The sequence below is a fragment of the Ruegeria sp. CF2 genome, assembly GCF_056537385.1.
The window spans coordinates 96,316-123,131 of the sequence record NZ_JBQFRL010000001.1 but is presented as its reverse complement, the minus strand read 5'-3'; the positions used below and the strand labels follow the sequence as shown (position 1 = coordinate 123,131).

The 26,816-nt window shown below is 64.2% G+C and carries 27 protein-coding genes and 1 tRNA gene; 18 read left to right on the top strand and 10 right to left on the bottom strand.

Annotated elements, in window-relative coordinates:
• Nucleotides 1-3: 3 nt before the first annotated feature.
• From ACR0IR_RS00570 to ACR0IR_RS00550, 5 genes are read right to left on the bottom strand one after another with little or no spacing between them, the layout of a single operon-like run.
• Nucleotides 4-1,110: a mandelate racemase/muconate lactonizing enzyme family protein gene (locus ACR0IR_RS00570; protein ID WP_170365029.1), complete on the bottom strand. Its 1,107-nt coding sequence runs from the start codon at nt 1,108-1,110 to the stop codon at nt 4-6.
• Nucleotides 1,107-2,213 carry a mandelate racemase/muconate lactonizing enzyme family protein gene (locus ACR0IR_RS00565; protein WP_170365031.1) on the bottom strand — a complete coding sequence of 369 codons (1,107 nt, stop codon included), beginning with the start codon at nt 2,211-2,213 and terminating at the stop codon, nt 1,107-1,109. Before ACR0IR_RS00565 ends, ACR0IR_RS00570 begins: the two co-directional genes overlap by 4 nt.
• On the bottom strand, nt 2,210-2,788 hold the full coding sequence (locus ACR0IR_RS00560) for a dimethylsulfonioproprionate lyase family protein (protein WP_170365033.1): 579 nt from the start codon (nt 2,786-2,788) through the stop codon (nt 2,210-2,212). The genes ACR0IR_RS00565 and ACR0IR_RS00560 overlap by 4 nt, the downstream gene beginning before the upstream one ends.
• Entirely contained in the window at nt 2,785-3,864 is a 1,080-nt protein-coding gene (locus ACR0IR_RS00555; RefSeq protein WP_217357131.1) for an alcohol dehydrogenase family protein, read from the bottom strand. Before ACR0IR_RS00555 ends, ACR0IR_RS00560 begins: the two co-directional genes overlap by 4 nt.
• Nucleotides 3,861-6,314 carry an FAD-dependent oxidoreductase gene (locus ACR0IR_RS00550; RefSeq protein ID WP_170365035.1) on the bottom strand — a complete coding sequence of 818 codons (2,454 nt, stop codon included), beginning with the start codon at nt 6,312-6,314 and terminating at the stop codon, nt 3,861-3,863. Before ACR0IR_RS00550 ends, ACR0IR_RS00555 begins: the two co-directional genes overlap by 4 nt.
• A 68-nt stretch (nt 6,315-6,382) precedes the next feature.
• Here ACR0IR_RS00550 and ACR0IR_RS00545 point away from each other — a divergent pair, with 68 nt between their 5' ends.
• The 10 genes from ACR0IR_RS00545 (at nt 6,383) to ACR0IR_RS00500 (ending at nt 14,562) form a co-directional block, all read left to right on the top strand.
• Nucleotides 6,383-7,270, top strand: coding sequence for a MurR/RpiR family transcriptional regulator (locus ACR0IR_RS00545; protein ID WP_170365037.1), 888 nt, complete (start codon nt 6,383-6,385; stop codon nt 7,268-7,270).
• Nucleotides 7,267-8,391, top strand: coding sequence for an aromatic ring-hydroxylating oxygenase subunit alpha (locus ACR0IR_RS00540; protein ID WP_170365038.1), 1,125 nt, complete (start codon nt 7,267-7,269; stop codon nt 8,389-8,391). The genes ACR0IR_RS00545 and ACR0IR_RS00540 overlap by 4 nt, the downstream gene beginning before the upstream one ends.
• Complete coding sequence (locus ACR0IR_RS00535) at nt 8,375-8,767, top strand: carboxymuconolactone decarboxylase family protein (protein ID WP_170365041.1); 393 nt, start codon at nt 8,375-8,377, stop codon at nt 8,765-8,767. Before ACR0IR_RS00540 ends, ACR0IR_RS00535 begins: the two co-directional genes overlap by 17 nt.
• A 191-nt stretch (nt 8,768-8,958) precedes the next feature.
• Entirely contained in the window at nt 8,959-10,161 is a 1,203-nt protein-coding gene (gene pcaF / locus ACR0IR_RS00530; RefSeq protein ID WP_170340300.1) for a 3-oxoadipyl-CoA thiolase, read from the top strand.
• 15 nt (nt 10,162-10,176) lie between these two features.
• A complete protein-coding gene (gene paaA / locus ACR0IR_RS00525; RefSeq protein WP_170365043.1) occupies nt 10,177-11,169 on the top strand; it encodes a 1,2-phenylacetyl-CoA epoxidase subunit PaaA in 993 nt (330 codons plus the stop codon).
• Between the two features lie 23 nt (nt 11,170-11,192).
• Nucleotides 11,193-11,477, top strand: coding sequence for a 1,2-phenylacetyl-CoA epoxidase subunit PaaB (gene paaB / locus ACR0IR_RS00520; RefSeq protein WP_005978248.1), 285 nt, complete (start codon nt 11,193-11,195; stop codon nt 11,475-11,477).
• On the top strand, nt 11,477-12,238 hold the full coding sequence (gene paaC, locus ACR0IR_RS00515) for a 1,2-phenylacetyl-CoA epoxidase subunit PaaC (protein WP_170365044.1): 762 nt from the start codon (nt 11,477-11,479) through the stop codon (nt 12,236-12,238). Before paaB ends, paaC begins: the two co-directional genes overlap by 1 nt.
• Nucleotides 12,239-12,244: 6 nt before the next feature.
• Entirely contained in the window at nt 12,245-12,706 is a 462-nt protein-coding gene (paaD, locus tag ACR0IR_RS00510) for a 1,2-phenylacetyl-CoA epoxidase subunit PaaD (RefSeq protein ID WP_170365046.1), read from the top strand.
• A gap of 10 nt (nt 12,707-12,716) precedes the next feature.
• Nucleotides 12,717-13,790 carry a 2Fe-2S iron-sulfur cluster-binding protein gene (locus ACR0IR_RS00505; RefSeq protein ID WP_170365048.1) on the top strand — a complete coding sequence of 358 codons (1,074 nt, stop codon included), beginning with the start codon at nt 12,717-12,719 and terminating at the stop codon, nt 13,788-13,790.
• A 13-nt stretch (nt 13,791-13,803) separates the two neighbouring features.
• Complete coding sequence (locus ACR0IR_RS00500) at nt 13,804-14,562, top strand: Phenylacetic acid catabolic protein (RefSeq protein WP_170365050.1); 759 nt, start codon at nt 13,804-13,806, stop codon at nt 14,560-14,562.
• On the opposite strand, the gene ACR0IR_RS00495 is transcribed toward ACR0IR_RS00500, so the two are convergent.
• From ACR0IR_RS00495 to paaG, 5 genes are all read right to left on the bottom strand, one after another.
• Nucleotides 14,563-14,778 carry a hypothetical protein gene (locus tag ACR0IR_RS00495; RefSeq protein ID WP_170365052.1) on the bottom strand — a complete coding sequence of 72 codons (216 nt, stop codon included), beginning with the start codon at nt 14,776-14,778 and terminating at the stop codon, nt 14,563-14,565.
• 71 nt (nt 14,779-14,849) lie between these two features.
• On the bottom strand, nt 14,850-15,446 hold the full coding sequence (locus tag ACR0IR_RS00490; RefSeq protein WP_005978266.1) for a TetR/AcrR family transcriptional regulator: 597 nt from the start codon (nt 15,444-15,446) through the stop codon (nt 14,850-14,852).
• A 3-nt stretch (nt 15,447-15,449) separates the two neighbouring features.
• On the bottom strand, nt 15,450-16,760 hold the full coding sequence (gene paaK, locus ACR0IR_RS00485) for a phenylacetate--CoA ligase PaaK (RefSeq protein WP_170365053.1): 1,311 nt from the start codon (nt 16,758-16,760) through the stop codon (nt 15,450-15,452).
• 15 nt (nt 16,761-16,775) lie between these two features.
• A complete protein-coding gene (paaI, locus tag ACR0IR_RS00480) occupies nt 16,776-17,204 on the bottom strand; it encodes a hydroxyphenylacetyl-CoA thioesterase PaaI (protein WP_170365212.1) in 429 nt (142 codons plus the stop codon).
• Between the two features lie 2 nt (nt 17,205-17,206).
• On the bottom strand, nt 17,207-17,992 hold the full coding sequence (gene paaG, locus ACR0IR_RS00475; protein WP_170365055.1) for a 2-(1,2-epoxy-1,2-dihydrophenyl)acetyl-CoA isomerase PaaG: 786 nt from the start codon (nt 17,990-17,992) through the stop codon (nt 17,207-17,209).
• A 166-nt stretch (nt 17,993-18,158) separates the two neighbouring features.
• Between paaG and ACR0IR_RS00470 the strand changes: the two genes are divergently transcribed.
• The 8 genes from ACR0IR_RS00470 (at nt 18,159) to ACR0IR_RS00435 (ending at nt 26,689) form a co-directional block, all read left to right on the top strand.
• Nucleotides 18,159-19,178, top strand: a complete 1,020-nt coding sequence (locus ACR0IR_RS00470; RefSeq protein ID WP_170365057.1) for a TRAP transporter substrate-binding protein — start codon at nt 18,159-18,161, stop codon at nt 19,176-19,178.
• A 56-nt stretch (nt 19,179-19,234) separates the two neighbouring features.
• A complete protein-coding gene (locus ACR0IR_RS00465; RefSeq protein ID WP_170339726.1) occupies nt 19,235-19,741 on the top strand; it encodes a TRAP transporter small permease in 507 nt (168 codons plus the stop codon).
• The gene (locus ACR0IR_RS00460) at nt 19,738-21,090 is read left to right on the top strand and encodes a TRAP transporter large permease (protein ID WP_170365058.1); all 1,353 of its coding nucleotides are present in this window, start codon (nt 19,738-19,740) and stop codon (nt 21,088-21,090) included. Before ACR0IR_RS00465 ends, ACR0IR_RS00460 begins: the two co-directional genes overlap by 4 nt.
• Before the next feature lie 43 nt (nt 21,091-21,133).
• Nucleotides 21,134-23,164, top strand: coding sequence for a phenylacetic acid degradation bifunctional protein PaaZ (paaZ, locus tag ACR0IR_RS00455; RefSeq protein ID WP_170365060.1), 2,031 nt, complete (start codon nt 21,134-21,136; stop codon nt 23,162-23,164).
• A 51-nt stretch (nt 23,165-23,215) separates the two neighbouring features.
• Complete coding sequence (locus ACR0IR_RS00450) at nt 23,216-24,016, top strand: PaaX family transcriptional regulator C-terminal domain-containing protein (protein WP_170365062.1); 801 nt, start codon at nt 23,216-23,218, stop codon at nt 24,014-24,016.
• Nucleotides 24,017-24,088: 72 nt separating this feature from the next.
• Nucleotides 24,089-25,570, top strand: coding sequence for a flavin-containing monooxygenase (locus ACR0IR_RS00445; RefSeq protein WP_170365063.1), 1,482 nt, complete (start codon nt 24,089-24,091; stop codon nt 25,568-25,570).
• The gene (locus tag ACR0IR_RS00440; protein WP_170365065.1) at nt 25,567-26,541 is read left to right on the top strand and encodes an alpha/beta fold hydrolase; all 975 of its coding nucleotides are present in this window, start codon (nt 25,567-25,569) and stop codon (nt 26,539-26,541) included. Before ACR0IR_RS00445 ends, ACR0IR_RS00440 begins: the two co-directional genes overlap by 4 nt.
• A 71-nt stretch (nt 26,542-26,612) precedes the next feature.
• Nucleotides 26,613-26,689, top strand: a tRNA-Met gene (locus ACR0IR_RS00435).
• Nucleotides 26,690-26,816: the final 127 nt, after the last annotated feature.

Here is a 26,816-nt window from a genome sequence, read left to right as displayed (position 1 = left end):
TCCCTAATCCAGTATCACGTCCGGCGCGCCCAGGTATTCGCGGTCGGGCGCGACGCCCAGGCCGACCCCGTCGGGCGGCGCGATCCGGCCGCCCTTGCGGGTCGGGCCATCGGGGGCCAGCCGTGGCGCGACATAGCCAGACAGGTCGCACACGTTCATCAGACGCGCGGGTTCGGTGGCCGCGCCCAGATGCAGCAGGGCCGCAGTTGTGATGTCGGACCCCCAGGTGTCTTCGACGCACATCTTCGCCCCCAGATGCAGGCACAGATCACGCGCCCGGCGCGCAGCCGACAGCCCGCCGAATTTCGACAATTTCACCGCGACCGCGTCCATGCAGCCCAGCGCATGCGCAGCCATCAGGCTGGCGGTGTCGTGTGCGCATTCGTCCAACTTCATCGGCAGGCCGGTGGCGGCGCGCACGCGCGCGCAATCCTCAATCGTGGCACAGGGCTGTTCCAGCATGACATCCAGATCCGCAACCGCTCGCCCCACCCGACTGGCGTCCAGAGACGTGGCGCCGCAGTTCCAATCGCCATAGACCAGCGGCCCGTCGCCCACCCCCTCGCGCACCAGACGCAGGCGTTCGACATCGGCCTGCCAATCGGAATCCGCACCCAGCTTGACTTGGAACTGGGTGATGCCCTGCGCCTGCGCCTCGCGGGCGATGCGGGCCATCTCGGCCGGGGCGATGCAGGTGATCGAGTGATAGAGCGGCATCGTCCGCGCCCGCCGACCGCCCAGCAGCGCGTGCAGTGGCAGCCCTGCCACCTGCCCCGTCAGATCCCACAGCGCGATGTCGATCGCCGATTTGGCATAGACATGCCCCGGCAGGTGCCGGTCCAGCCGCGCCATCAACGCCTCGGGTCCGATCGGGTCGGCGCCCAGCAGAACTGCGGCCATGTCCTTCACCGCCGGGGCCACGCCGCGCGCATAGGCGGGCAGGTAATGCGGAATCGGGCAGACCTCGCCCCAACCGGTCAGATCGTCATCGGTGTCCAGCGCCAGAACCACCGTTTCAACCGTGTCGCAGGCCTTGCCGTCAGCCATGTAATAGGCCTGATGGCTGGTCAGCGGCACATGCCAGAGCGAAATGCGGGTGATGCGGGTCATTGGTACATGGTCTTTGGATCCCCAAGTGCATCTTCATCCGGGGCCACGCCGAGGCCGGGGGCCTCGGGCAGTTCAAGATGGCCCTGACGGTTGCGTGGACCGCGCACGCCCGCAACGTCCAGCGTCAGCATGTCCTGACAGGCCCAGACGCCCAGGCGGTTGTGATCCGGGATGGTGGCGGCCAGATGCAGCGCCTCGGTGTCGGCCAGAACCGAGCCGCCGGTGGCCATCACATACATGTCGATGCCATGCGCCAGCGCGATGTCCCGCATCCGCGCGGCCTTGGTCAGGCCGCCGACACGGTTGAGCTTGATCCCGAAGACCTCGGCCAGCCCGTCGCGGGCAATGCGTGTGGCGTCCTGCAGGGTGACCAGGCTTTCATCCACGCTGACCGGCGCGGAATGCAGGGCCCGGATGGCGGCGATGTCGTCCAGCGTCTCGCCGGGTTGTTCGAACATCACGCCCAGATCCTCGGTGGCCTTCATCACCCGCAACGCCTGTTGCCGCGTCCAGGCGCGGTTGACGTCATAGAGGATGCGTTCTCCCGCCGGGCGGTGCGCCTCGACATCGCGGATGCGTTCTATGTCGCGATCCACGTCGCCACCCACTTTGACCGAATGCACCCAATAGCCGCGGCCGCGATAGCGATCCATCACCGCGCGGGTTTCCTCGACGGTCTTGGCCCCGACCGAGGAGGCGATCGGCGTGGGGCTGCGCGACCCGCCGCCCATCAGATCGGCAATCGGCAACCCCGCCGCCTGTCCGGCAATGTCCCAGCAGGCCATGTCGATCGGCGATTTGGCGTAAAGATGCCCGGGCAGCGCGTGGTCCATCGCCCGCTCGACCTCCAGAACCCGACGCGGGTCCAGCCCCAAGACGAAGGGCGCCATGGTCTCGATCCCCGCCCGGATGCCCGGCCCATGGGCGGGCACATAGGTGTGGCCCCATGGTGTACCCTCGCCCCAGCCGGTCAGCCCGGCATCGGTTTCGATCTTGACGAAGGTGGCATCCAGCACCTCGAATTTCAGACGTCCGCCGGACAGCCAATAGGGATGCTCAAGCGGCAGATCGACGTGAAAGACCGAGATGCGGGTGATCTTCATGCGGCGTCCATCCTTGGCAGGTCGTTCAACCCCTCTCCCCGCCACAGCACGAATGTCAGGATCGGCTGATCCCCCGTGGACATGGCGTGGCTTTGCCAACTGGCGTGCCAGCGCGTGCCTTCAGCGCCCACAAAGGCCTGGTCCTCGGCAACCTTGAAGACCGCACCGCCCGCCAGCGTCAGGTAAAGCTCCTCGGCCTGATGGCTGTGCCAGTCATAGTCCAGCCCGGCGCCCCAATAGGCGACATAGCCCCGCAGCTGGGTCGAATGGAAATGACCGCTTGGCCCGAACAGCTCGAAATACCCGTACCGATTGCGGAAATCGGCACCGACCTCTGCCTCGGTATAGGTTCGTTTCCAGTGGGCAAGATGCGCCGCCGACCGGATCGCCTGAACCAGCCCCGTTGTCCGGGGTGATCCGGGTTGATCCAGCGTCTGCACCTGTTCGGTTGCCGGGATCGCTCGCGGCTGCAAACCGGTTGCGGTCAGGTCGGTGGGCCAGTTGCCGAATTCGGACAGCGCCGGCAGGCTGTGATGCAGGTGCCGCGCGGCTTCGAGAACGTTTTCCAGAGTCATGGGATCACCACGATGTTGCCGATATGATGCTTGTCGATGAAGGCCTGCTGGGCCTCTCGCAGCTCACTCAACGGGTAAGTGGCGGCCAATGCTGGCTTGATTTGCCCATTTTCTATGTATTTCACGACATCAAAGAAGTTCTGCGGCGTGTTCACGGTCGACCCGGTGAAGGTCAGATCGCGCAGATAGAAGGTGCGCAGGTCGAATTGGACGATCGGACCGGCAATTGCGCCCGAACAGGTATAGCGCCCGCCACGCTCCAGCATGTCGATCAGTTTGGGCCACATCTCTCCGCCCACGACGTCGGCGACGACGGTGATCCTTTCGCCTTTCAGCTCGGCCCGCAGGTTCCTGGGGTTGCGCGGCAGCATGCGATCCGGGCCTAGTTTGGCGACTTCGGGGTGCTTGGCCGCGCTGGCCATGGCGATCACGCGGGCGCCGCGCAGCTTGGACAGCTGGATCAGCGCCCCGCCCACACCGCCCGAGGCGCCGGGGATCAGAACCGTGTCGCCCTCGCCGACCTGCGCCCTGTCCAACATGCCCTCGGCCGTCACGTACGAGCAGCTGAAGGTCGCCAGTTCGGCATCGCTCAGGTCGGAGTCGATCGCCGCTACGCCGCGAATGTCGGCCTTGGTGTATTCGGCAAAGCCGCCGTCACATTCCGAGCCGAAATATCCGGCCCTGTCGCGGTTCATCGGCTCGGACCAGTCGCGCAGCCAGCCCGCCACGATCACCCGCCGGCCAATGATCGCGGGATCGGCCCCCTCGCCCACGGCCACGACCGTGCCAACCGCATCCGCGCCCTGAATGCGCGGGAAGGTCAGGGGCGCGCCGCCCCAGGTGCTATCGTCGTCATCCACCTCGGAATAGGCGCCGCCGGTGGTTGCCTCGTCCACCGCCTTGGAATACCAACCGGTGCGGGTGTTCACATCCGTGTTGTTCAGCCCGCAGGCGCCCACCTTGATCAGCACCTCCATCGGGCCGGGTGTGGGCGTGGGCCAGTCCTCGTGCCATTCGTATTTGTCCAGATCGCCATGCCCGGTCAGGACCATGGCCTTCATGGTTTTCGGGATCATTCCGCAGCCTCCATCGCGGTGTCGGTACGGGGCCGGAGGCTTTGCGGGTCATAGGCGGGCGCGCCCAGGATCCGCCCGCGACGCGGTGCGCCGGCGATCACCACCTGCACGTCGGTTCCCGGCACATTGGCCTGCGGTTTGACATAGGCAAAGGCAAGGATCTTGCCGACCGTATGCCCGTAGGCCACCGAGGCGGTGGAACCCACGACCTGGCCATCCAGCAGGACCGCCTCGCCGCCATGCCCATCGTTTTCGCCATCCGGTTCGATCTCCAGATAGGCGCAGACCCAGCGCAGATCGGGGTTCAGGGTCTGGTCCTTGCCCAGGTATTCCTTGTCGGTGCGGGCAAAGCGCAGCACGTCGGCCTCGGCCAGAGTGACCTCGTTGGTCAACTCGCCCGCGCCCTTGAAGGCCTTCTCCATCCGCAGCGCGTTCATCGCGAACGACCCGTAATCGGCGATGCCATGCGGCGCGCCCGCGGACCAGAGCGCATCGTAGACGGCCAAGGCGCTGTCACGCGGCATGTGCAGTTCCCATCCCAATTCACCGGCATAGGACATGCGGAAAGCCCAGAGCCGGTGACCCGCCACGTCGATTTCCTGCGCGGTCAGCCATTTGAAACCGGCATTGCTCAGGTCGGCATCCGTGCAGGCGGCCAAAACCTCGCGCGCCCGGGGGCCATTGAGGCTGAGCGCGGCCCAGTCGTCGGATCGCAGGATGATTTCGACGTTTTCTTCGTCGCGATGCTGGGTCAGGTGGTCCAGCAGGCGCTGCTCGAAGAAGGCGGCACAGACGAGGTAGTACCGGTCCTCGGCCAGTTTCACGACCGTGGTCTCCAGCTCGATCCGACCACGGCGGTTCAGCATGTGGGTCAGCGCGATGCTGCCCACCTTTTGCGGCAGGCGGTTGGCAACCAGCCGGTCCAGCAGGGCCCGGGCATCCGGGCCGCTGATTTCGACCTTGGTGAAGGCCGAGATATCCATGATGCCGACCGCCTCGCGCACGGCCCTGCATTCGGTGGCCACCATGTCATGCACCACATTGCGGCGGAAGGAATAATGGTCGCGCTGTTCAACGCCGTCCTTTGCGAACCAGCGGGGGCGTTCATGGCCATAAACCTCTTCGAACACGGCCCCCTTTGCTTTCAGCCGGCCATACAGGGGGGACGGCTTGACCGGCCGCCCGGCAAGACGGTTGAAATGCGGAAACGGAATTTCGTGGCGCAGCTTGTAATCCTCATGCGCCTTGGTGACCTGCCAGTCTTTGGTGGCATAGGCCCCGAACCGGCGCGGATCATAGTCGCGCATCGAGATGTCCGCCGCCCCATGCACCATCCACCGCGCCAGTTCGCGCGTCAGACCCGGGCCCCAGCCGATGCCGATCTGCGTGCCGCAGCAGCACCAATAGTTTCGCACGCCCGGCGCCGGGCCGATCAGCGGATTGCCGTCGGGCGGGTGCGAGATCGCCCCGTGAACCTCGCGCTGGATGCCCAGATCGGCGAAAATCGGCATCCGGTTCAGGCTTTCTTCCAGCCACGGCATGACCCGGTCGTAATCGGCGTCGAACAACCAGTTTTCATAATCCCACGGGCAATGGTCATGCCAGACCGAGTTCGAATTCTCCTTTTCGTAGATCCCGATCAGCCCGCGCTTCTGCTCCATGCGGATATAGCCCGAGACCTTGCGGTCATCGCGGATCACAGGCAACTCGTGATCGAGGTCCTGGAACTGTGGCACCGGTTCGGTCACGAAATAGTGGTGGGTCATCGATGTCATCGGCAGTTGCAAGCCCGACCATTCACCCATCTGCCGGGCATAGGCGCCGCCCGCATTCACCACGTGTTCGCAGCGGATCGTGCCCCGTTCGGTCTCGACCACCCATTCGCCATTGGCCGCCTGGGTGATGTTGGTGGCCCGGCAGCGGCGGATGATCCGCGCGCCCAGCTGACGCGCCCCCGCCGCCATGGCCATGGTCACGTTCGTCGGGTCCACATGCCCGTCATCCGGCGTGTGCAGCGCGCCCAGAACCCCGTCGAGGTTGTAGAACGGGTGCAGTTCAGCCACGCGGTCGGGGCCGACCAGTTCAATGTTGAAGCCCAGCGACCGGCCCACCGACAGGGTGTGGCGCAGCCAGTCCATCTCGCCCTCGGTATAGGCCAGCCGGAACGAGCCGCATCCGTGCCATGTCACCGCCTGCCCGGTCTCGGCCTCGAGCGCACCGGAATAGAGCCCGATGTTGTAGTCCACGCATTTGCCCAGACCAAAGGAACTGGTCGAATGGGTGATCTGCCCGGCTGCGTGCCAGGTGCTGCCACTGGTCAGCTCGGCCTTTTCCAGCAGAACGACATCCGTCCAGCCCTCATGCGCCAGGTGATAGGCCAGACCGACGCCCATGACACCTCCGCCCACGATCACCACGCGGGCCTGTGACGGCAGTTCCTTCCCGGGCATGATTTTTCCTCTCACCGAGTCGCATTTCTTCTCGACAGGCTAAGGCCACATTTGTACCATCGTCAATCATGAATGACACAAATGTATCAACCACCGTTCTTGACCGGCTGACCCGTGAATGGGACGCCCTGACACCCGAGGCGCAGAAGGCCGCCCGCTATGTGCTGGAGAACCCGGCGGATGTGGGCGTTTCGACCGTGCGCGAGATCGCCGAGGCCGCGAACGTGAAGCCCAACACCTTCGTGCGCATGGCGCGGCAGGTGGGCTTTGAGGGCTACGAGGATTTCCGCGCGCCGTTCCGCGACGCCATCCGTCGGGGCACCGTGTCGTTCCCCGACCGCGCCCGCTGGCTGCAGGAAATCGGCAAATCCGGCGAGTTGGGCGGCCTCTATGCCGACATGGTTGGGGCAGCGATCCGAAACATCGAAGAAACCTTCGCCGGGATCGACGCCACCCGGTTGCAGGCCGCGGCCGAGGCGATCTGGACATCACGTCAGGTTTTCACGCTGGGCGTCGGCGTCAACAACGCGAACGCGCGCAACTTTACCTATCTGGCCTCGACCGGGATGAAGCAGTTCCACGCCATCCCCCGGCCCGGTTCGACCCCGGTGGACGATCTGGCCTGGGCCGATGAACAGGACGTGCTGATCGCGATGACCTGCCACCCCTACCGGACCGAAGTGATCGAGGCGGTAAAGCTGGCCCGCGAACAGGGCATGACCGTGGTCGGCATCTCCGACAGCCCCGCCAGCCCAGTCATCCTGAACGCGCAACACGGATTTGTCGTCGCCGCCGACACGCCCCAGTTCTTTCCGTCATCGGTTTCGACCATCGCGCTGCTGGAGACGCTTCTGTCTTTCGTGGTCGCCCTGTCCAGCGATGAAATCGTCGAGCGTGTGGAGCGGTTTCACCGCCGCCGGCACCAACTTGGCCTTTATGCGGAGGAGCCTGAATGACCGCACCGCTGACCCGATCGCTGGAAGCCCGCTATTACATCGACCCGGCGATATTCGAGGAGGAGAAACAGGGCCTTCTGGCCCGCACCTGGCAATTTGCCGGACATGTGGCGCAAGTGCGCGAGCCGGGCGACTATTTCGCCTTTGAAATCGCGGGTCAGAACTTGTTCTGCATCCGCGGGCGCGATGGCGAAATCCGCACCTTCTACAACGTCTGCCAGCACCGCGCGCATGAGATGGTGACCGGGGCCGGCAACACCCGCGTCGTCGTCTGCCCCTATCACGCCTGGACCTATGAACTCACCGGGCAACTGCGCGCCGGGCCGAACATCAAATCGGTTCCGGGCTTCGACCGCAGCGCGATCTGCCTGACGCCGGTGCGGACCGAGCTGTTCAACGGCTTCATCTTCGTCAACCTCGACGACGATGCAGCGCCAATGGACGACTGGTACCCCGGCGTGCGCGCGGAAATCCGCGCCTTTGTCCCGCAGATCGACGATCTTGAGCCGCTGGAATGGGTCGAGATTCCCGAAAACTGCAACTGGAAGGTCAGTATCGAGAATTACTCGGAATGCTATCACTGCCCGACCAATCACCCGACCTTTGCCACCGGCGTGGTCAAACCCGAGACCTATGACATTCAACCCGATGCAGGCGGCGGATACGTTCTGCGCCATACGACCGAGTGTCAGAGCCTCGACAAGATGACCTATCCCATCGACCTGTCTGTGCCCCATGCGGGTGACTATCAGTCGTGGTTTCTGTGGCCGATGTTCTCGTTCCAGTGCTATCCCGGCAATGTGCTGAACACCTATCACTGGCGCGCGCAGGATGCCGATCACTGCACCGTCTGGCGCGGCTGGTACACCGAGGGCGGATCCGAAAGCGCGGTGATCCGCCAACTGGCGGTGCAGGACCGGGAAACCACGGTCGAAGAAGACATCCGGCTGGTTGAAAGCGTGCATCGCGGCCTGAAATCGCGCGGCTATCGCCCCGGCCCGCTGGTACTGGACCCGGCTTGCGGCGTAATGTCGGAACATTCGATCGCCCGCTTGCAGCAATGGATGCGCGAGGCGGTGGATACAGATTCAAGCGGAGTGGACGATGGCCGACATCTTTGACGAAGACCTGTTCCTGAAAGGACTGGCGCAGCGCAAGGCGACGCTGGGCGACGAATACGTGGAAAAGAACCTAGCCGCGGCAGATGATTTCACCCGCCCGTTTCAGGAGGCCATGACAGCCTGGTGCTGGGGCTTCGGCTGGGGGGACGAGGTGATCGACCCCAAGACCCGCTCGATGATGAACCTGTCGATGATCGGCGCCCTGGGCAAGATACACGAGTGGGAGATCCACTGTCGCGGAGCCCTGAACAACGGCGTCAGCAAGGAGGAAATCCGGGCGATCATCCATGTCGTCGGCATTTATTGCGGCGTCCCGCAGGCGCTGGAATGCTTTCGCGTGGCGCGCAAGGTTCTGACCGAAGCCGGTCAGCTTTAGCAGGTTCCCGCCCCGAAGATCGAGATCGCCCGCCCCCGTGCGGGTTTTCTCATGTCGGAACAAATACGTTACCGAATTTCGATTTGGTGCGCGATTGCGTTACATTTTCCTTGCCGCGAATCGCTTCCGGGCGTATTACCCGACCAAGCGGTCACTTATTGACCCGGACGCAAGACACGAGGTTCTGACGCATGGACGCTTTCATCTGCGACGCACAGCGCACCCCGATCGGACGCTATGGCGGGGCCCTGTCCCAGGTTCGCACAGACGATCTGGCCGCGATTCCGCTGGCTGCGCTGAAAGAGCGGAACCCGCAGGTGGGCTGGGCCAGCCTGGATGACGTGATCCTGGGCGATGCCAACCAGGCCGGCGAAAGCAACCGGAACGTGGCGCGCATGGCCGCCCTGCTGGCCGGTTTCCCGGTTCAGGTGCCCGGCACCACGATCAACCGCCTGTGCGCCAGCGGCATGGATGCGGTCGGCATGGCCGCGCGGGCCATCAAGGCGGGCGATTATGACATGGCGATTGCCGGTGGCGTCGAAAGCATGTCGCGCGCGCCCTTCGTGATGCCCAAAGCCACCAGCGCTTTTTCCCGCGCCAACGCTGTCTATGACACCACGATCGGCTGGCGTTTCGTGAACCCGAGGATGCAGCAGATGTACGGCACGGATTCAATGCCGCAGACCGCCGACAACGTGGCCGAGGACTATGACATCAGCCGTGCCGATCAGGATGCCTTTGCGGCGCGCAGCCAGGCCCGCTGGGCGGCCGCGCATCAGGCCGGCGTTTTTGCCGAGGAAATCACCCCCGTGACCATCCCCCAGCGCAAGGGCGATCCGCTGGTGGTGGACACCGACGAACATCCCCGCCCCGGCACCACGGCCGAAAAGCTGGCGGGCCTGAAGGGCGTCAACGGGCCGGACAAGACGGTGACGGCGGGCAATGCCTCGGGCGTCAATGACGGCGCCGCGGCCATTCTGCTGGCCAACGAGGCCGCCGCGCAGAAAAACGGCCTGACCCCAATGGCCCGTGTCGTGGGCATGGCGGTCGCGGGGGTCGAGCCTCGGGTCATGGGAATCGGTCCGGTCCCGGCCACCCGCAAAGTGCTGGCCCGCACGGGGCTGAGCATCGAGCAGATGGATGTGATAGAATTGAACGAGGCCTTCGCCGCCCAGGGTCTGGCCACCCTGCGTGAACTTGGCGTGGCCGATGACGCCCCCCATGTGAATCCAAATGGCGGCGCTATCGCCATCGGCCATCCGCTGGGCATGTCCGGCGCACGGCTGGTCATGACGGCGGCCTATCAGCTGCGCCGCACCGGCGGGCGCTATGCCTTGTGCACCATGTGCGTGGGCGTGGGCCAGGGCGCCGCGCTAATTCTCGAACGCGTGTAAGGGAGGAGACCCGACATGTACGCTCAGATGATCAAGACGGCAGGAACAGGCGTCAAATCCCGCGAGGAAATGACCGAGCAGGAACGCGCCTTTCAGGACAAGATCGACGCCGACATCAAGATCGAGCCCAAGGACTGGATGCCCGACGACTATCGCGCGACGCTGATTCGCCAGATCGGCCAGCACGCCCATTCCGAGATCGTCGGACAGCTGCCCGAAGGCAACTGGATCACGCGCGCGCCGACGCTGGAACGCAAGGCGATCCTGCTGGCCAAGGTGCAGGACGAGGCCGGGCACGGCCTGTACCTGTACTGCGCCGCCGAAACCCTGGGCGTCAGCCGCGACGAACTGACCGAGATGCTGCTGGACGGGCGGATGAAATACAGCTCGATCTTCAACTATCCCACGCTGAACTGGGCCGATATCGGCGCGGTGGGCTGGCTGGTCGACGGGGCGGCGATAATGAACCAGGTGCCGCTGCAGCGCACCTCGTTCGGGCCGTATTCGCGCGCGATGATCCGCATCTGCAAGGAAGAAAGCTTTCACCAGCGCCAGGGCTATGACGCGATCCGCAAGATGGCCGAGGGCACGCCCGAACAGCGCAAGATGGCGCAGGACGCGCTGAACCGGTTCTGGTACCCGTCGCTGATGATGTTCGGCCCGTCCGACAAGGACTCGGTGCATTCGGCCCAGTCGATGGCGTGGAAGATCAAGATCAACACCAATGACGAGCTACGCCAGAAATTCGTGGATCAGACCGTGCCGCAGGCCGAGTATCTGGGCCTGACCATCCCCGACCCGGACCTGAAATGGAACGAAGAGCGCGGGCATTACGATTTCACTCAGCCCGACTGGTCGGAATTCTTTGACGTGATCAAGGGCAACGGCCCCTGCAACACCGACCGCCTGGCCGCCCGCAACAAGGCCTGGGACGAGGGCAAATGGGTGCGTGACGGTCTGCTGGAACATGCCCGCAAGAAACGCACCCGCAAGGTCGCAGCCGAATAACCCACCCGATAGGAGGACACCTGATGAAAAACGAATGGCCCCTGTGGGAAATCTTCATCCGCGGCCAGCACGGCATGAGCCACCGCCATGTCGGCTCGCTGCACGCGCCCGATGCCGAAATGGCGATCAAGAACGCCCGCGACGTCTATACCCGCCGCAACGAGGGCGTCTCGATCTGGGTGGTCGAGGCCAACAACATCACCGCCAGTTCGCCCAGCGACAAGGGCCCGCTGTACGAGCCCAGCGAGAGCAAGGTCTATCGTCATCCGACCTTTTTCGACATCCCCGAAGAAGTGGGGGCGATGTGATGACCCGCGACGAGGCATTCCTGCAATTCCTGCTGCGGATGGGTGACAACACGCTGATCCTGGGCCATCGCGTCAGCGAATGGTGCGGCCACGCGCCGGTGCTAGAGGAGGACATCGCCCTGGCCAACACCGCGTTGGACCTGATCGGCCAGACGCAGATGTGGCTGGGCCTGGCCGGAGAGGTTCAGGGCGAAGGCAAGTCTGCCGACGATCTGGCCTTTCTGCGCGACGCCTGGGATTTCCGCAACGTGCTGCTGGTCGAGGTGCCCAACGGCGATTTCGGCCGCACCCTGATGCGCCAGTTCCTGTTTGATGCGTGGCACTCGATCATGCTGGGCCGGCTGATGAAATCGTCCGACGACCGGGTCGCGGCGATTGCCGAGAAGGCCAGCAAAGAGGTCGCCTATCACCTGGAACGGTCCAGCGACACAGTGGTCGGGCTGGGCGACGGCACCGAGGAAAGCCACAGGCGCATGCAGGAGGCGCTGGATTACCTCTGGCCCTATTTGGGCGAGATGTTCGCCAGCGACGAGGTCGATGCCGAGCTGGCCGCCGCGGGCATCGCCCCCGATCCGGCCAGCCTGCGCGAGGAATACGACGTGCTGGTTCAGCGCGTGCTGATCGAAGCCACCCTGACCATTCCCGACAGCCGCTTTGCCCACAAGGGCGGCCGCGACGGGCGCATGCATACCGAACATCTGGGCCATCTACTGACCCAGATGCAGTGGCTGCAGCGGGCCTATCCGGGCGCAACCTGGTAAAGGCCGATGAACCGTGCCACCGTAGAGCAGGTCTGGGAATGGCTCGACGCCGTACCCGATCCCGAGATCCCCGTGATCTCGGTCGTCGATCTGGGCATCGTGCGCGATGTGACATGGGAGGGCGACACGCTGAAGGTTGCCGTGACGCCGACCTATTCGGGCTGTCCGGCGACCTCGGTCATCGCGATGGACATCGAAACCGCCCTGCGCGACCACGGCATCGACAAGATCAAGCTGGAGACCCGCATCTCTCCGGCCTGGACGACCGATTGGCTCAGCGACAAGGGCCGCGCGAAGCTTGAGGAATACGGCATCGCACCGCCCCAGCCCGCAGGCGGACCCGACCGCTGCCCGCATTGCGGCAGCACGGCAGTGGAAAAGGTCAGCCAGTTCGGCTCGACCCCGTGCAAGGCGCACTGGCGCTGTACCGACTGCCTGGAACCCTTCGACTATTTCAAGTGCATCTGAGGAGGACCGGATGGCACGTTTTCACGATATGGAAGTCATCGACATCCACAAGACCATCCGCGACGCGGTCGTGGTCACGCTGAAGCCGGTGAACGGCGCGGCCGAGGAATTCGACTTTGTCCAGGGCCAGTACCTGACCTTCCGCCGCGAATTTGACGGGGAAGAGCTGCGCCGCTCCTACTCGATCTGCGCGGGCAAGGATGACGGCGTTCTGCAGGTGGGCATCAAACGGGTCGAGGGCGGCGCCTTTTCAACCTGGGCCAACACCGAGCTGAAAGTGGGCGACAGGCTGCAGGCGATGCCGCCGATGGGGGCCTTCCACACACCGCTGGACCCGGCCGCGCATCGGCAGTACCTGGGCTTTGCCGGCGGGTCGGGCATCACGCCCGTGCTGTCGATCCTAAAGACCACGCTGGCACGCGAGCCGAATGCGCGCTTCACGCTGGTCTATGCCAACAAGGGCGTGAACACGATCATGTTCCGCGAAGAGCTGGAAGACCTGAAGAACCAGTATATGGGCCGCGTGAACGTGATCCACATCTTGGAAACCGACGCGCAGGAGATCGACCTGTTCACCGGGTTGGTGACCAAAGAGAAATGCGCCGAACTGTTCCAGCACTGGATCGACGTCGAAAACACCGACACCGCCTTCATCTGCGGCCCCGAGCCGATGATGCTGGGCATTGCCGAGGCGTTGCGCGAACACGGGCTGAATGACAGCCAGATCAAGTTCGAGCTGTTCGCCAGCGCCCAACCCGGCCGCGCCAAACGCAAGCATGGCGATGTGGCAACGGCTGCACAGGCCAACCAGACTCAGGCCCGCGTCACGCTGGACGGCGCCAGCCAGACCCTCACCATGCCCAAGGACCAGACCATTCTGGATGCGGCGCTGGAAAACGCGATGGACGCCCCCTATGCCTGCAAGGCCGGGGTCTGTTCGACCTGCCGCTGCAAGGTGATCGAAGGAGAGGTCGAGATGGTCGCCAACCACGCACTCGAGGATTACGAGGTCGAGAAGGGCTATGTGCTCAGCTGCCAGGCCTACCCGCTGACCGACAATGTCGTCGTCGATTACGACCAGTAAAGGGAGAGGGACCATGGCCGAAGACATGAGCATCGAAAGCTACCTGGCCGCAGGCGGCGTTCTGACCAACCCGACCAACGTGCCACCCCGATACCGGGCCGAGCTGATGAAGCTGATGGCGACCTTCGTCGACAGCGAACTGGCCGGTGCGGCGGGGTTCGCCGACATCATCAACCAGGGCCCGGGCATCAAGGAACGTATCGCGGCGGCGAAGATCGTTCTGGAAAAGACCGACAATGCCGACCGCGTTCTGAAGATCATGGGCGAGTTCGGCGCGGATACAGACCGCTATGCCACGCATCACCCGTGGACCGCACGGCTGAACCGTTCCGCCGATATCGGGGCCACGCGCAGCGAACATGACATGCGCCTTGCGGTCTTCAACTATCCGATCGAAGGCTGGACCGATGCGGTGGTGATGAACCTGCTGATGAGCCGGGCCGTGGGCGTGCAACTGGCCGAGTTCGCGCTGGTGTCCTATCAGCCGCTGGCCGAGGTGTTCCGCGCTATCGCCCCGATCGAGGCGCATCACGGTGAATTGGCCCTGGAAGGCGCGGTCAAGCTGTTGGATCAGGGCGCGGCGCCGGCGTTGCAGGACTCGGTCGACTACTGGTGGCCCCGCGTGGCCGCAAGTTTCGGCGCGGGCAACCCCGACCGGATAGAAAAGCTGCGCCAGATGGGCCTGCGCCGGGCCTCGGGGGTCGAACTGAAAAACCGCTGGCTGGCCGAGGCCGCAGAGGTCGTCACGCGGCTGGGCCTGCGCACCCCGTGATCACCGCCCGCTGGGGCGGTTGATCAGGCCGTATTTCAGGGCAAGCGATCGCAGGCCGCGACGCCTTGACCGGGCCAGCTTGCCCGTGCCCGCGTCACGCGCACCCGCTTTGCGGTTGAATTCATAGACGTCGATGATGCGCTCGGCGCAGCCGCAGGCCTCGCCCATCCCGACCTTGGCGAAATAGAATTCGTCGAACCGTTCCGGTTTTTGCATGGCGCCCTCCGACCGCAAGTAAACGCCGGGACACCCGCGAAAGCCAAATCACAATGCCGGCAGAACCGGTGCTACAGCGCCTTGACGCCCGACAGGGTCAGGTTGCTGACCAGCGCGGCATAGTCCCGGCGCGCCTGCGCATCGGCACCGGAATTCCACATGTAATACCAGTTCAGCATGCCGAAGACCGACATCGTGGCCGAACGCAGCTTGGCCCCGTCGCCCTGGAACACGTCGGGTGCGACCTCGGACAGGATCGCGCTGAGGAAATTCACCATGTCACGCTGATACCCGCGCAACAGGCGCTGCTGATCCTCGGGCAGAGCCGACATGCCGCTGGTCTGGACCCGGTGTTCGTCATCCACGCCCTGATAGGCCAGCAGGATCTCGGCCACCACGCGGTGCAGCTTTTCGGGCGGGCTGAGGCCGTCCATCTCGAGCCCGCAGATCAGGTCGCGCAGTTCCCGCAGATAGGTCTCGAGAATGTCGAATAGGATCGCGTCTTTGCTGTCGTAGTAGTGATAGATGTTGGCCTTCGAGATCCCGCATTCGCGCGCAAGCTGGGTCATCGAGGCGCGGTCGAAGCCTTCGCGGGCAAAGACCCGCGCCGCCGATTTCAGGATCTGGGCGCGTTTCTGGTCGTGATCTTTTGCAATCGTACGGGCCAAACCTCACTCCTTGTCTCGGTTGTCGACGACGCGCTTGGCCTTGCCCTGGCTGCGCTCGACATCGCCGGGGTCCCCTACAACGATCTCGGTGGAAACGCCAACGATGTCCTTGATCCGCTTGGTCAGCATCCGCGCGGCGGCGGTCTTGCTGAGTTCGTCGGCCGCGTCGGGCATCGCCTCGACATAGACACGCATCGCGTCCATGCGGCCGGATTTGTACAGCTCGATCTGGTAATGCGCGGCGATGCCGCCGGTGGCCATGACCTGTTCCTCGATCTGGCTGGGGAAGACGTTGACCCCGCGCAGGATGATCATGTCGTCGCTGCGGCCGGTGATCTTCTCCATCCGCCGCATCGAACGCGCGGTGCCCGGCAGCAGCCGCGTCAGGTCGCGGGTGCGGTAGCGGATCATCGGCAGGCCTTCCTTGGTCAGCGTGGTAAAGACCAACTCGCCCATTTCGCCGTCGGGTAGAACCTCGCCGGTCTGCGGGTCGATGATCTCGGGGTAGAAGTGATCCTCCCAGATGACCGGGCCGTCCTTGGTTTCCACGCATTCGTTGGCGACGCCCGGCCCCATGATCTCGGACAGGCCGTAGATGTCGACGGCATGCATGTCAAAGGCCTGCTCGACCTCTTTGCGCATCGCATCCGTCCAGGGCTCGGCCCCGAATACGCCCACCGACAGAGAGCTTTCGCGCGGGTCCATCCCGACCTTGTGATACTGTTCCAGGATGTTGAGCATGTAGGACGGCGTGACCATGATGCCGTCGGGTTTGAAATCGGTGATCAGGGCCACCTGCTTCTCGGTCTGACCGCCGGACATGGGAACGACCGTGGCACCGAGACGCTCGATTCCGTAATGCGCGCCCAGACCGCCGGTGAACAGGCCGTAACCATAGGCGTTGTGAACCATGTCGCCTTTGCGCAGACCGCTGGCGCGCAGGCTGCGGGCCACCAGATCGGCCCAGTTGTCGATATCGGCCTTGGTGTACCCCACCACGGTCGGTTTGCCCGTGGTGCCGGACGAGGCATGCAGGCGGATGATCTGCTCCCGCGGCATGGCAAACAGACCGAACGGGTAGTTGTCGCGCAGGTCGTTCTTGTAGGTGAAGGGAAACTTGGCCAGATCGGCCAGGGTTTTCAGATCGTCGGGATGTACCCCGGCCTCGTCGAACCGCTGCTTGTACATCGGCACGTTGTCATAGGCGTGACGCAGCGACCATTTCAGGCGGTCCAACTGCAAGCTGCGGATTTCATCGATCGACGCGATCTCGATCGGGTCAAGATCCGCTTTGTTCGGGGTCAGATCCTTCATGATGTCCTCCTCACCTCAAGTTTCTGGAAACAGGGTGCCATTGATCGCGCGGGAAAAGCCCCGGAACTCGGCGATCTTTTGACCGTCCTGGTTGGTCACTGTCACGTCATAGATGCCGCTGCGGCCGGTCAGGCTCTGCTCGGTCGCGCGGGCGGTCAGCCGGTCGCCCAGCCGGCCCGGCGCGACATAGCTGATCACGTTGTGCTGGGCCACGGTCGACTGGTTGCGGCTGTTGCAGGCAAAGGCAAAGGCGCTGTCGGCCAGCATGAAGGTCACGCCGCCATGGCAGATCCCGTGCCCGTTGCAATGGTGCTGCTGCACGGTCAGCGCCAGTGTCGCGTTGCCCTCGTCGACCTCGACCAGGTCCATCCCCGCCCATTTCGAGGCATGGTCCTGCGCCCACATCGCAGCGGCGGCCTTTTCGGCGCGTTCTTTCGGCGTCATGCTCATTCGCCCCGAAACTCCGGGCTGCGCTTTTCCAGAAAGGCTGCGACGCCTTCGGCATAGTCGGCGGATTCACCGCAGGTCTTCATGGCGTCGGCCTCGATTTCCAGATGATCGGTCAGGCTGTTGGTCGCGGCGGCCTGGATGGTCTGCTTGGTCAGACCCAGGCCCAGCGTCGGGCCGTTCGACAAGCGTTCGGCCAGCGCGCGTGCCTCGGCCATCAGATCGGCATCGGGCAGGGCTTTCCAGATCAGGCCCCAGTCCTCGGCCGTTTTCGCCGCCAAGGGCTCGCCGGTCAGGGCCAGCCCCTTGGCCCGCGCCTCGCCCAGCAGATGCGGCAGGTGCCAGCTGCCGCCGGTATCGGGGATCAGCCCGATCTTGGCGAAGGACTGGATGAATTTCGCGGACTCGGCGGCCAGCACGATATCGCAGGCCAGCGCAAGATTGGCACCCGCGCCCGCGGCCACCCCGTTCACCGCGCAGATCACCGGAAATTTCAGCGACCGGATCAACCGCACCAGCGGCGCATAGAAGGTGCGCACCGTGTGGCCCAGATCCGGTGGGCCGTCCATTTTCGACGGGTCGCGATCGGCCAGATCCTGCCCCGCGCAGAACCCGCGCCCGGCCCCGGTCAGCAGGATCGCCCGCGCGCCCTCATCGCGCGCGCCTTCGATGGCGCGGCGTAGGGCATGGTGCATTTCCTCGGTGAAGCTGTTCAGGCGATCAGGGCGGTTGAGAGTGATTTCCACATAATTTCCACGCCGCTGCGCAAGAATCGTATCGCTCATGGGCCGCTCGCTTTGCATTCGTTTCGATATTCTTCTTGCATTAACCGAACGGTTGGTCAATAAATTTCTCCGACGAAGCGCCGAATCCGGGCTTTCGGCCGGTTGATGGTTACAAAAAGGACCATTAACGCATTTGTGACTCATGTTTTGGAGGAGGAAACCAGTCATGAAACTCAACGGGATCAAAACGCTGTTGGCGACGGCTGCCTTGGCAGTGTCGGGCAGCGTGGCATTTGCGGCGGACTACACCCTGACGATTTCCAGCTGGGCGCCGCCCACCCACGGGATCAACGCCAAGATGTGGCCCAAATTCGTCGAGATGGTCGAAGAGGCTACCGACGGCAAGGTGACCGCCGAGCTGAAGCTAGGCATCGCCCCGCCCCCGGCCCAGATGGACCTGATCATGGATGGTGCGGCGGATGCGTCGATCATCTTCCACGGCTATCAGCCGGGCCGCTTCGTGACGACCAAGCTGATCGAGCTGCCGGGCTATGAAGGCTCGGCCGAGGCCGCCTCGGTTGCCTATTGGCGCGCCTATGACAAGTATCTGAAGGCCGCCGACGAACATCGCGGCGTCAAGGTCATTGCCCTGCACACCCACGGCCCCGCCCAGCTGCACACAAGCAGCCCGGTGACCTCGATGGACCAGATCTCGGGCCTCAAAGTGCGGATCCCCGGTGGCGTCGGTGGCGACGTGGGCACCGCGCTGGGTGCGACCGGCATCCAGGTTCCGGCGCCGAAGGTCTATGAGACTCTGGCCTCGAAGGCCGCCGACGGCGTGGTCATGCCCCTCGAATCGCGCAAGGGCTTCAAGCTGACCGAGGTTGCCCCGAACGTCTATGAGATGCCGGGTGGCCTGTATCGCGGGTCGTTTGCCTTCATCATGAACGAAGACACGTTTGCCGACCTGCCGGAAGACATCCAGCAAGCGCTGGAAGAAAACGTGTTCGGCGAACCGCTGAGCCGCGAAATCGGCAAGATCTGGGACGAGATTGACGCCATCGGTCGTGAAGCGACCCAAGGCACTGAGGGCAATGCGATCCACGAAGCCGCTGCCGAGGACATGGAGAAATTCTCGACGATCGCCGAGGACGTTCGCGCCAAGGTGATTGCCGAAGTCAACGATGCCGGTGTCGATGCTCAAGCCGCCTATGACATGATCAAGTCGGAAATGTCCTCGAACTGATCCCTGCTGCGGGGCGGCGCAGGCCGCCCCCACCCAGCCCCATTCGGAGCCACCCGATGACCCCTCTCATCCAGCTTGTACGGCGCGCCAGCGTCCTGCCGGTGATCGTCGCCTGCACGGCCCTGTTCATCCTGATGGTGATGACCTTCTGCGACGTGATCCTGCGATCGGTCTTCAACGCGCCGATCGAGGCCGCCACCGAACTGACGCGCATCCTGATGGCCATTCTGGTGTTCTCGGTGCTGCCCATCATCTCGGTCACCAACGGGCATATCGCCGTGGACCTGACCGACGGTATCTTCCACCGCCTGCGGCTCAGCCGCCTGCGCGATGCTGTGATCTATATCCTCAGCGGCGCCATGCTGTATTGGCCGGTCCAGCGCGTGTGGATCCTGGCCGAACGCGCCCGCGACTATGGCGATGTCACCGAATACCTCAGCATCCCGACCTACCTCGTCGGCTGGTTCATCACTGCATCGGTGGCGATCACCGCCGTGGTGATGATCATCACCGGACTGCTGTACCTGTTTGCCCCCAAGACCCTGACGGAATCCACTCAATGACCGCTGCCCTCATCGGATTTGCCCTTGTCCTGATCCTGGTGCTGATGCGCCTGCCCATCGTCTTTGCCATGGGGCTGGTCGGCACGCTGGGCTTTGCCTATGAACGCGGCGGCTCGATCTTTGACGAACGCGGGTTGAAGGCCGCTATGTCGATGGTCGGCCGCCAGATCACCGATACCGCGCAGGATTACGGCCTGTCGGTCGTGCCGCTGTTCATCCTGATGGGCTTGTTCGTCAACAAGGGCGGCATGGCGCGCGAGCTTTACGCCGTTTCCAACGCCTTTCTGGGCCATATGCGCGGCGGCATCGCCATGGCGACCGTCGCGGCCTGCGGCGGGTTTTCGGCCATCTGCGGATCGTCGCTGGCCACCGCCGCGACCATGTCCAAGGTGGCCATGCCCGAAATGCGCCGCTACGGCTATTCCGACGAACTGTCGACCGCCTCGATCGCGGCCGGCGGCACGCTGGGCATCCTGATCCCGCCCTCTGTCATCCTGGTCATCTACGGGCTGCTGACCGAAACCTCGATCGGCAAGCTATTCATGGCCGGCATCATCCCCGGCATTTTAGGCATCCTGTTCTACCTGTTCGCCGTGCGCTGGACCGTGTGGCGCAACCCTCAGGCCGGACCAGCCGGTGAACGCGCCAGCTGGGGCGAGCGCATCAGCGCGCTGGGGTCCGTTTGGGCGGTGCTGCTGCTGTTCTTCCTTGTGATCGGCGGGCTGTATGGCGTGTTCGATTTCGAACCGCTGAACCTGACCTTTTCGCCGACCGAGGCCGCAGGCATGGGCGCCGCCGGCGCCTTTCTGATCGCGCTGTTCCGCGGCGGGCTGACCGTGGGATCGACCTTCGAGGTGCTGAAGGAAACCTGCTTTACCGCCGCCGCGCTGTTCGCGGTGCTGATCGGCGCGCAGATCTTTTCGAACTTCATCAACCTGGCCGGCCTGCCCGAGGCGCTGATCGCCATGGTCACCGCCTATGACGTGGCACCCTTCGTCGTGATCCTGATGATCCTGGGTATCTACATCATCCTCGGCTGCGTGTTTGAATCCCTGTCGATGCTGCTGCTGACGGTTCCGATCTTTTTCCCGCTGGTGACCTCGCTGGGCTATGACCCGATCTGGTTCGGCATCGTCGTGGTGGTGGTCACCGAGATTTCGCTGATCACCCCGCCGGTAGGCCTGAACGTCTTCATCCTCAAGGGCGTGGTGGGCGATGTCTCGACCGGAACGATCTTTCGCGGCGTGACCCCGTTCTGGGTGGCCGACATCTTCCGCCTGGCGCTGATCGTTCTGGTTCCGATCGTGGTTCTGTACTTGCCGCAACAGATGGGCGCGTTGGGTCACTGAGCAGATTTCGCCGCGCAAGGCGGCCCCAATACAGGAGCATCTCATGTCTCTGAAACAGATTTCCAGTTTCGCCGCGGGCCAGTGGGTTGCGCCCGGCGCCGGGGCCCGCACCATCGCCTCGGCCATCACCGGCGCGCCCTTCGCCACCGCCGGCAATGACACGCTGGACGTGCAGGCGATGCTGGCCCATGCCCGCGACGTGGGCGGGCCTGCCCTGCGCCGGCTGACTTTCCATGAACGCGCCAAGATGCTCAAGGCGCTGGCGCAGGCGCTGTCGGAACGCAAACAGGCGCTCTATGACCTGAGTTTTGAAACCGGCGCCACGCAGAAGGATCACCTGATCGACATCGATGGCGGTATCGGCACCATGTTCGTCTTTGCCTCGAAAGGGCGGCGCGAGATGCCCGACGGCCATGTCTATTTGGATGGCGATGTCGAGCAACTGTCGCGGAACGGCACCTTCCTGGGCCAGCATGTCTGCACCCCGCTGCAGGGTGTCGCGGTGCATATCAACGCCTTCAACTTCCCGGTCTGGGGGATGCTTGAGAAACTGGCCCCCACCCTGCTGGCCGGGGTTCCGGCGATCGTGAAACCGGCCACAAACAGCTGCTATGTCACCGAACTGGCCGTGCGGATCATGCTGGACAGCGGCATCCTGCCCGACGGCGCACTGCAGCTGGTCTCGGGCGGGCTGGGCGACATGCTGGATCACCTGACCTGTCAGGACGTGGTCAGCTTTACCGGATCGGCCGACACCGCGATGAAGCTGCGGCAGAACCCGGTGATCGTGACCAACTCGGTGCGGTTCGTGGCCGAGCAGGACAGCCTCAACGCGTCGATCCTTGGCCCCGACGCGGCACCCGACACGCCCGAATTTGACCTTTTCGTCAAGGAAGTCGTGCGCGAGATGACGACGAAGGCCGGGCAGAAATGCACCGCTATCCGCCGCATCATCGCTCCGCAGGCGCAGGTCCAGCCGCTGATCGCGGCGATCTCGGCCAAGCTGGCGCAGACCACGATCGGCGATCCGCGGCTGGACGGCACGCGCATGGGCGCGCTGGTCTCGAACGGGCAGAAGGCCGACGTTCTGGCCAAGGCCCGCCTCATCGGGCAAGAGGCCGAACGCGTGTTCGGCGACCCAGATGCCTTCGAGGTGGTCGGCGCCGATGCCGAAAAGGGCGCCTTCGTCCCGCCGATGCTGTTTCACTGCGCCGATCCCGACGCCGCCCGGCACGTGCATGACACCGAGGCGTTCGGCCCGGTCTCGACCATCATGGGCTATCGCGATCTGGACCACGCCATCGCGCTGGCCAATCGCGGCCAGGGGTCGCTGGTCACCTCGCTGATCACCCATGACCCCGAGGTCGCGCGCCAGGTGGTGATGGGCGCGGCCGCCTTCAACGGGCGGATCTACATCAACGACCGCGACTCGATGCAGGAATCCACCGGCCATGGCTCGCCCCTGCCGCATATGGTCCATGGCGGCCCCGGTCGCGCCGGCGGCGGCGAGGAAATGGGCGGCGTGCGCGGCGTGAAACACTACATGCAGCGCACGGCCCTGCAGGGCTCGCCCCGGATGCTGGCGACGATCGGCCGGAAATGGATCCCCGGCGCGCCCGAGATCCAAGGCCCCGCCCATCCCTTTACCCGCAAGTTCGGGGACCTGCAGATCGGCGAGACGCTGCACACGGCGCCCCGGACCATCACGCTGGACGACATCGAACATTTCGCCCATTTCACCGGCGACACCTTCTATGCCCACATGGACGAGGACGCGGCGGCCAGAAACCCGTTTTTTCCGGGCCGCGTGGCGCATGGCTATCTGCTGCTGAGTTTTGCCGCTGGCCTGTTCGTCGAGCCGAACGAAGGGCCGGTGCTGGCCAATACCGGGCTGGACGGTCTGCGCTTCATGAAGCCGGTCGTGGCCGGCGACAGCATCAAGGTCCGCCTGACGGTCAAGCAAAAGACCCGCCGCACCGACGACTATGGCGAGGTGCGCTGGCACGTGACCCTGACCAATCAGGATGACGAGAAGGTCGCCGAATACGAACTGCTGACCATGAACGCCTACTGAGCGCACGGCAAAGTGTTTTTCTTGCACAGCCGGGCCGGATAGACTAAGCGCATGACCAATGCGCATCCGTGGTTCACCCAGGCCGTGGCCGAACTGGCCGACCCGCAGAATCAGCGGGTCTGGTCGATCATCGTGTCGCTGTTCGGCGACATGGCGCAGGAGCGCGGCGCCAAGATCTCAGGCGGGGCGCTGGGCCGCATCATCGAACCGATGGGCATCAAGCCCGAGGCGATCCGCGTGGCCCTGCACCGTCTGCGCAAGGATGGCTGGATTGAGAGCGACCGGATCGGGCGCGTCTCGATGCATTTCCTGACCGAATATGGCCGCACGCAGTCGGCCCGTGTCACCCCGCGCATCTATGCGCGTGATCCTGCGCCGGATACGCCGCTGCACCTGCTGATCGCCGAAGATGGCAGCGGCACCCGGCTGCTGGAAGACATCCTGCTCAGCCACGACTACACGCCGATCGGGCGCAACGCCGCGTTGGGATCGGGGGCACCGCCCGTGGACCAGGACGAGCTGCTGGTCCTTGAGGTCACCGCTCGCTCGGTCCCGCGATGGGTGCATGAAAAGCTGTTTCCGCCGGATCTGCGCGCAGCTTACCGATCCCTGCACGAGGCCGTGCGCCACGTGTCCCAAGGCCGCCCGGCCAGTTGGGAGCCCACAGCCTGTCAGATCGCGACCCTGCGCACGTTGATCGTGCACCGGTGGCGGCGCGTCGTTCTGCGCCTGCCCGACCTGCCCGACGGATTCTGCCCGCCGGACTGGACCGGACCGGCCTGTCGTGCGCAGGTGTTCCGCCTGCTGGATCAACTGCCGCGCCCCCTTCCCGACGATCTGAACCAAGACTGACCCCACGGCAGGTTTTCCTGAAACGCAGTTTGACCCTATCCTGACCTTGTACCTTTGGGAGGAGGTGCAGGCATGACCCACGACACTGACATGCTGATCGTAGGGGCCGGGTTCTCCGGGCTGATCATGGCGATCGAAGCCCGCAAACGCGGCATCCACAATATCGCGATCCTTGAAAAGGCCGACGACATCGGCGGCACATGGCGAGAGAACACTTATCCCGGCGTAGCCTGCGATGTGCCCTCGCACCTGTATTCGATGGCCACCCATCCGAACCCGGACTGGACCCGCGCCTATGCAGGCGGGGCCGAAATCTGGGACTACATGCGCCGCGTTGCGCGTGACGAAGGGCTGTACGATCTGTGCCATTTCCACACCGAACTGAAGTCGGCCCAATGGGACGGCACGCAATGGCAGGTCGAGACGACCGGCGGCGCGCAATGGACGGCACGGTTCCTGGTGTCGGCCATCGGCGCCCTGCACATACCCAGCATTCCCGAGATCCCGGGAGCAGCGGGCTTTCAGGGTCCGGCATTCCACTCGGCCAAATGGGACCACACGGTGCCGCTGCAGGGTAAACGCATAGCAGTTGTCGGCACCGGCGCTTCCGCCGTTCAGTTCGTGCCGGAAATCGCCAAAACCGCCGCCCATGTCACCATCTTCCAACGCAGCGCGCCTTACGTTCTGCCGCGTCCCGACGGGCCGATTGCGCCCTGGGTCCGGCACCTCTATCGCCGCATTCCGCTGCTGCCGCGCATCCGCAGGCAGTTCATCTACTGGCTGTTCGAATTCCGCCACCGGGTATTTCGCGGCGAAAAACGCGCGGTCGACTTTGCCATGAAGATGTGGCGCAAAGGGCTGGAGGAGGCCATATCCGACCCCGAAATGCGCCGCATTCTGACACCGGACTACCGGATCGGCTGCAAGCGCGTCCTCAGCTCGAACGACTGGTACCCGGCGCTGGCCCGCGACAATGTCAGCGTGATCCCGCATGGGGTCGAGCGGATCGAAGGGTCCGAGATCGTCGCGACCGACGGCAGTCGGACGGCGGCCGACATTCTGATCTGGGGCACCGGGTTCCATGTGACGGACGCGGTCCAAAGGCTGGACATCCGCGGCGCGGACGGGCTGAGCCTGCAGGAGGTCTGGGCCGACGGCATGCAGGCCAATCTGGGCACCGCCATTGCCGGGTTTCCCAACTTTTTTATCCTGCTGGGGCCACATACCGGGCTGGGTCACAATTCGGTCGTGCTGATGATCGAAGCACAAGTCGCCCATATCGGCCGGGTGCTGGAGGAGATGCGGCGCGCGGGTCTGCCCGCGATTGCTCCAAACGCTGACCGGCAGGCCGACTTCACCCGTGAAATGCAGGAACGACATACTGACAGTGTCTGGCAGGCCGGCGGATGCACTTCGTGGTATCAGGACGCACAGGGGCGCAATACGACGCTGTGGCCCGGCACCGTTTCGGAATTCCGCAAACGTCTGGCGAAGGCCGGGCTCGAGCATTACCATCCCGTTGATCCCGCCCAGACCAAAGGACCGCCGACATGACCACCCTGCTGACCATTGCGCTGATCATCGGCGCCGCGTTGATCCTGATGCATCTTTGGACCCGGCGCCTGACGCGGATGGGAGCCCAATCCGTGCCTCAGCCCGGGCAGATCCTGCCGGTGAACGGCGGTTCGATCCATTATGTCGAACAGGGCGATCCAGAGAAGCCGACGGTGGTTCTGATCCACGGGCTGACCGGCCAGTTGCAGCACTTCACCTATGCCATGACCGACCTTCTGGCCGACGACTTTCACGTCATCGCGGTTGACCGGCCCGGGTGCGGGTATTCGACCCGCGACCACGCGCGGCTGGCCACCCTGCCGGAACAGGCGCGGATGGTCCACGAATTCCTCGAAGCCAAGGGCGTATCGCAGGCCATTCTGGTCGGACACTCGCTCGGGGGCGCGGTGTCGCTCGCCATGGCGCTGGACAATCCTGAGCGGGTTCGGGCACTGGCCCTGCTGGCCCCGCTGACGCATCGGGTACCCAGCACACCCGCCATCTTCAAGGCGCTGGAGATCCGGACCGAATGGCTGCGCAGCCTGATCGCCAACACGATCGCTGTTCCCCTGGCGAAAACCACGGCGCCGCATGTGATCGGCGAAGCGTTCGCCCCGGAACCGGCCCCGGGTGATTTCCTGGACCGCGCCGGTGGCGCCTTGGGGCTGCGGCCGTCAGCCTACATCACCGGATCGCAGGATCTGGCGGGCGTGGACGCCAGCATCGACGCCCAGTCCCAACGCTACCACGAACTGAAGGTTGGGGGCGGCATCCTGTACGGGGCCGAGGATCCGATCCTGTCACCCAGCCAGCAAGGTGCACCGATGGTGGAATACGGGCTGAGCTTTGAACAGCTCGAGAACCGCGGCCACATGATCCCCCTGACCGCGCCCGAGGCCTGCGTAGAGTTCGTCCGCCGCATGGCCAACGCTTCGCAATCGCCGTCGAAACCCGCCAACACGGCCGGATGAAGAATCCCGCATTTTCGTGGCATTTCCCTCTTGACCCTCTCCGGCCCCTCCCTTAAATCGCCTCTCACCGTGGCGGAGTAGCTCAGTTGGTTAGAGCAGCGGAATCATAATCCGCGTGTCGGGGGTTCAAGTCCCTCCTCCGCTACCACTTCCCTGAAATCCTCGAGTTTGGCCTTGGGCCGCGCCCGCTGAGCCAGTCGCGGTTATCATCGACGGCGCCAATGCCCTCATGCCACCCGTCTGCATCAAGCGGATCGGACAAACGGCCTGTTCCC

Bases quoted from the DNA above. Each gene is read 5' to 3' on its own strand.
- ACR0IR_RS00570 (WP_170365029.1), bottom strand. From the start codon at position 1,110: ATGACCCGCATCACCCGCATTTCGCTCTGGCATGTGCCGCTGACCAGC.
- ACR0IR_RS00565 (WP_170365031.1), bottom strand. From the start codon at position 2,213: ATGAAGATCACCCGCATCTCGGTCTTTCACGTCGATCTGCCGCTTGAG.
- ACR0IR_RS00560 (WP_170365033.1), bottom strand. From the start codon at position 2,788: ATGACTCTGGAAAACGTTCTCGAAGCCGCGCGGCACCTGCATCACAGC.
- ACR0IR_RS00555 (WP_217357131.1), bottom strand. From the start codon at position 3,864: ATGATCCCGAAAACCATGAAGGCCATGGTCCTGACCGGGCATGGCGAT.
- ACR0IR_RS00550 (WP_170365035.1), bottom strand. From the start codon at position 6,314: ATGCCCGGGAAGGAACTGCCGTCACAGGCCCGCGTGGTGATCGTGGGC.
- ACR0IR_RS00545 (WP_170365037.1), top strand. From the start codon at position 6,383: ATGAATGACACAAATGTATCAACCACCGTTCTTGACCGGCTGACCCGT.
- ACR0IR_RS00540 (WP_170365038.1), top strand. From the start codon at position 7,267: ATGACCGCACCGCTGACCCGATCGCTGGAAGCCCGCTATTACATCGAC.
- ACR0IR_RS00535 (WP_170365041.1), top strand. From the start codon at position 8,375: ATGGCCGACATCTTTGACGAAGACCTGTTCCTGAAAGGACTGGCGCAG.
- pcaF (WP_170340300.1), top strand. From the start codon at position 8,959: ATGGACGCTTTCATCTGCGACGCACAGCGCACCCCGATCGGACGCTAT.
- paaA (WP_170365043.1), top strand. From the start codon at position 10,177: ATGTACGCTCAGATGATCAAGACGGCAGGAACAGGCGTCAAATCCCGC.
- paaB (WP_005978248.1), top strand. From the start codon at position 11,193: ATGAAAAACGAATGGCCCCTGTGGGAAATCTTCATCCGCGGCCAGCAC.
- paaC (WP_170365044.1), top strand. From the start codon at position 11,477: ATGACCCGCGACGAGGCATTCCTGCAATTCCTGCTGCGGATGGGTGAC.
- paaD (WP_170365046.1), top strand. From the start codon at position 12,245: ATGAACCGTGCCACCGTAGAGCAGGTCTGGGAATGGCTCGACGCCGTA.
- ACR0IR_RS00505 (WP_170365048.1), top strand. From the start codon at position 12,717: ATGGCACGTTTTCACGATATGGAAGTCATCGACATCCACAAGACCATC.
- ACR0IR_RS00500 (WP_170365050.1), top strand. From the start codon at position 13,804: ATGGCCGAAGACATGAGCATCGAAAGCTACCTGGCCGCAGGCGGCGTT.
- ACR0IR_RS00495 (WP_170365052.1), bottom strand. From the start codon at position 14,778: ATGCAAAAACCGGAACGGTTCGACGAATTCTATTTCGCCAAGGTCGGG.
- paaK (WP_170365053.1), bottom strand. From the start codon at position 16,760: ATGAAGGATCTGACCCCGAACAAAGCGGATCTTGACCCGATCGAGATC.
- paaI (WP_170365212.1), bottom strand. From the start codon at position 17,204: ATGACGCCGAAAGAACGCGCCGAAAAGGCCGCCGCTGCGATGTGGGCG.
- paaG (WP_170365055.1), bottom strand. From the start codon at position 17,992: ATGAGCGATACGATTCTTGCGCAGCGGCGTGGAAATTATGTGGAAATC.
- ACR0IR_RS00470 (WP_170365057.1), top strand. From the start codon at position 18,159: ATGAAACTCAACGGGATCAAAACGCTGTTGGCGACGGCTGCCTTGGCA.
- ACR0IR_RS00465 (WP_170339726.1), top strand. From the start codon at position 19,235: ATGACCCCTCTCATCCAGCTTGTACGGCGCGCCAGCGTCCTGCCGGTG.
- ACR0IR_RS00460 (WP_170365058.1), top strand. From the start codon at position 19,738: ATGACCGCTGCCCTCATCGGATTTGCCCTTGTCCTGATCCTGGTGCTG.
- paaZ (WP_170365060.1), top strand. From the start codon at position 21,134: ATGTCTCTGAAACAGATTTCCAGTTTCGCCGCGGGCCAGTGGGTTGCG.
- ACR0IR_RS00450 (WP_170365062.1), top strand. From the start codon at position 23,216: ATGACCAATGCGCATCCGTGGTTCACCCAGGCCGTGGCCGAACTGGCC.
- ACR0IR_RS00445 (WP_170365063.1), top strand. From the start codon at position 24,089: ATGACCCACGACACTGACATGCTGATCGTAGGGGCCGGGTTCTCCGGG.
- ACR0IR_RS00440 (WP_170365065.1), top strand. From the start codon at position 25,567: ATGACCACCCTGCTGACCATTGCGCTGATCATCGGCGCCGCGTTGATC.